The sequence below is a fragment of the Streptomyces sp. NPDC005195 genome, from assembly GCF_040608315.1.
Taxonomy (GTDB): Bacteria; Actinomycetota; Actinomycetes; order Streptomycetales; family Streptomycetaceae; genus Streptomyces; species Streptomyces kaempferi.
The window spans coordinates 1-2,740 of the sequence record NZ_JBEXHZ010000231.1; the positions used below are offsets into that span (position 1 = coordinate 1).

3 protein-coding genes and 1 pseudogene are annotated in these 2,740 nt (G+C 74.2%); 2 read left to right on the top strand and 2 right to left on the bottom strand.

Features of this window, described 5'->3' with window-relative positions; translation table 11 throughout:
- Both ABZV34_RS38360 and ABZV34_RS38365 read left to right on the top strand, forming a co-directional pair.
- Positions 1-223 (top strand): annotated as a pseudogene (locus ABZV34_RS38360) (SAM-dependent methyltransferase); the annotation flags it as partial.
- Positions 220-1,026, top strand: coding sequence for a DUF1295 domain-containing protein (locus tag ABZV34_RS38365; protein ID WP_356287587.1), 807 nt, complete (start codon positions 220-222; stop codon positions 1,024-1,026). The pseudogene ABZV34_RS38360 and the gene ABZV34_RS38365, both read left to right, overlap by 4 nt.
- A 144-nt stretch (positions 1,027-1,170) precedes the next feature.
- Here ABZV34_RS38365 and ABZV34_RS38370 read toward each other — a convergent pair whose 3' ends face one another.
- On the bottom strand, positions 1,171-1,959 hold the full coding sequence (locus ABZV34_RS38370; RefSeq protein WP_356287590.1) for an anti-sigma factor: 789 nt from the start codon (positions 1,957-1,959) through the stop codon (positions 1,171-1,173).
- Entirely contained in the window at positions 1,956-2,540 is a 585-nt protein-coding gene (locus ABZV34_RS38375) for a sigma-70 family RNA polymerase sigma factor (protein ID WP_356287592.1), read from the bottom strand. Before ABZV34_RS38375 ends, ABZV34_RS38370 begins: the two co-directional genes overlap by 4 nt.
- Positions 2,541-2,740: the final 200 nt, after the last annotated feature.

Below are 2,740 nucleotides of genomic sequence, written 5' to 3' on the forward strand. Positions count from 1 at the left end.
GGCCTGGCACCGCACCCTGGAGGAACGCTGGGACGACTTCGTACGACTCGTGGGGGCGGAGACGGCCAGGGTGTGGCGGCTGTACCTGGCCGGCGGGGCTCTGGCCTTCCAGGAGCGGCGCATGGGCGTCGACCAGATCCTGAGCGTGCGGCCCGCTCCCGGAGGAAGCAGTGGCATGCCCGCCGTGCCGGGGGACTGGTACAGGGAGGCGGAGGAGCGATGAGCGGTTTTCCCTGGGGAGCGTTCGCCCAGAACCTCGGTCTCGCGGCGGCCGCGGCGTTCGCCGTCATGTTCGTCACCTTCGCGGTCGCCGTACGCAAGGGCGTGCACCGGATCGTCGACGTCGCCTGGGGCGTCGGGTTCACCGCGGTGGCCGTGGTGTCCTTCGTCGCCTCCGCGGGCGAGGGCGACGAGGGGCGACGGATCCTGGTGACCGTCCTGACGTCGGTGTGGGGGCTGCGGCTGGCCCTGCACATCGCATGGCGGGGCCGTGGCCCCGGCGAGGATCCGAGATACGAGGCGATGCTCGCCAAGGCGCCCGGCAACCGCCACGCCTACGCCCTGCGCATGGTGTACCTGCTACAGGGGGCCCTGGTCTGGCTGGTGTCGCTGCCCGTCCAGGCGGCGCAGTACGTCTCCACCGGCCTGACCGGACTCACCCTGGCCGGCGCCGCGTTGTGGGCGGTCGGGCTGTTCTTCGAGGCGGTGGGCGACGCCCAGCTGGCCCGGTTCAAGGCGGATCCCGCCCACCACGGCCGGGTGATGGACCGGGGTCTGTGGAGCTGGACCCGGCACCCCAACTACTTCGGCGACTTCTGCGTGTGGTGGGGCCTGTTCCTGCTCGCCTGCGACTCGGGCGCGGCGGCCGCGGTGTCGGTCCTCTCGCCGCTGGTGATGAGCTACCTGCTGATCAACGGCAGCGGGAAGGCGCTGCTCGAGAAGCAGCTGGCCGGGCGGGCGGGGTTCGCCGAGTACACCGCGCGGACCAGCGGCTTCTTTCCGTTGCCGCCGAAGTCGCGCGGCTGACGGGGCCGCGTCCGGGTGTCGCCCGCCGGGGGAGGACCGGGGGCGACACCGGGAGGACCGGCTCGTCCCGGGAGAGGGACGGGCCGGTCCTCCCCTGGGACCGGCCGGTGCTCGGAGAGGGCACGGTGGGGGCGGCCGGCCGCGTCAGGCGGGGAAGTCCAGCAGCGCCAGCGGGGCCGAGGTGGGCCGGGCCGAGCCGCCGGCCGGTTCCACGGTGATGCCCATGCCCGAGGCCTTGGCCAGGTTCCCGTTCAGCACGACCGCCTCGCTGGTCCGGTGCGGGTCCATCAGACCGGCGGAGCGCATGGTGCCCGCGTCGTCGAACCACAGCTGGTAGACCTTGCCGCTCGGCGGCCTGGGCATTCCCGAGGAGATGAAGACGGCCTGGTCACGGCCGGCGGAGACGACCACCGTGCCGCCGGCCCCGCCCGCCAGTCTCGCGGTACGGCTCTTCGCGTCCGGGGCGGCCAGCACCGCGGTCAGGTCGGCAGTCCGGCGCTCGGCGTCCCGCGCCTGGCTCCGGGCCTCCTGCGCCTGGCCGTGCTGCCACACCGCCGTGCCGCCGAACGCGGCCGCGGCGGCCACACAGGCCGCCAGGGCCCAGCGCGACAGTCCGAGGGTACGGCGTGGGCGCCGGAGAGCCGGCGCTGGAGGTGCGGCGGGTGTGGAGGGCCCGGAGGGCTCGGAGAGCGCCGTCCGGGGTGCTTCCTGCCGGACCGTGGTGATGTGCCGCATGACCCGGGTCTTGAGCTCGGGGGCCGTGACGGCGGCTTCGGCGAGGCCGAGGCGCGCGGCCGTGGCGGTCAGCTCGCGGACCTCCTGGGCGCAGGCCTCGCAGTCGGCGGCGTGCCGCTCGAACCGGCCGCGTTCGTCCTCGTCGAGGGCGTGGAGCGCGTACGCACCCGTCAGGGTGTGCAGGTCGGACGTGGTCATGCGGTGACCCCCAGGCAGTCACGGAGGCGGATGAGACCGTCGCGCAGCCGGGTCTTGACCGTCCCGAGCGGGAGCGTCAGCAGCTCCGCCACCTCCCGGTAGGTCAGGCCGCGGTAGTACGCGAGGGTCACGGACTGGCGCTGGAGCTCCGTCAGCGTCCGCAGACAGCGCCGCACCTGTTCCCGCTCGAGCCGCGCCTCGACCTGCTCGGTCACCTCGTCGAACTCGGGCGTCCGGTCGAGGAGGGCCGCCTTGTGCTCACGTGCGGCCGAGGCCTCGGCCGAGCGGACCCGGTCGACGGCCCGCTGGTGGGCGAGGGTGAGCACCCAGTTCATCACCGACCCGCGCTCCGGCCGGTAGCGGGCGGCGGTCCGCCACACCTCGACCAGTACCTCCTGGGCCACCTCCTCCGACTGGGCCAGGTCGCGCAGCACCCTGCGCACGATGCCGAGCACCGGCCCCGCCACGACGTCGTACACCGCGGCGAAAGCCTCCTGGTCCCCGCGGGCGACGTCGGCCATCAGGTCCGGCAGACCGGGTTGCGCCGCCGGGTTTCTCCCGATTTCCACGGCTTCCTTCACGGGGTGGTCCTCCAAGCAGGGGAAAGGTACGGGACTGATCCGGAGCAGGTCCGGCCGCGGATTGGCCCAGGACGGGAGAATTCCGGGTACGGCGGCCGGGCGCCGGCGCGGGACGCGGGAGAACCGGTCCCGGTGCCGGGCGGCCGCCGCCGGTCCTCACCCGTCGACCCGCGTGGGCAGACAGGGGCGCAGACGGCGCG